This window comes from Citrobacter sp. wls716 (genome assembly GCF_005280975.1).
Taxonomy (GTDB): domain Bacteria; phylum Pseudomonadota; class Gammaproteobacteria; order Enterobacterales; family Enterobacteriaceae; genus Citrobacter; species Citrobacter youngae.
The window spans coordinates 1-461 of the sequence record NZ_SZWX01000047.1 but is presented as its reverse complement, the minus strand read 5'-3'; the positions used below and the strand labels follow the sequence as shown (position 1 = coordinate 461).

1 pseudogene is annotated in these 461 nt (G+C 55.5%); it reads right to left on the bottom strand.

What is annotated here, in order from left to right:
* Positions 1–461, bottom strand: a pseudogene (locus FDX24_RS16300) (hypothetical protein); the annotation flags it as partial.

The following is a 461-nucleotide window of genomic DNA, read 5'->3' as shown; positions in this document are numbered from 1 at the left end:
ACGTACCACGCTGCAGCTGGAACCCTGTCTTCATTGCTCGCCACCATGCCCTGTGCCGTTGCTGCTGACCCCGTCGAGGCCAGCACCATCGCGGCAGACGCCATGTTCTCATCCTGCCTGCTGAAATATTCCCACGTCTGCGGATAGGCTTTGGTGTCAAAATAGTGCGTCAGGCAGCGCTGGTGGTAGTTTGTCACCACGCCACTGACCTTTATCAGCGGGGCTGGCGGAGGCAGTACCGGGTCCGGTGGCATATCGGCCAGCGCTTTTGCCCGCTGCTTTTCTTCACGGTACAGTTCTGCCAGCCGTTTTTTATGCTTCTTCTTGCCGTCCGATTCATAGTACGCAATGGTTTGTCTTAATTTTATCCACTCTCTGCGCTCCCGGAGATAGTTTTCTTTCACATACCCTTTTCCCTTCTCCAGTCCCCGGATATAGGCCCGGGGCATATCGGCAAACAG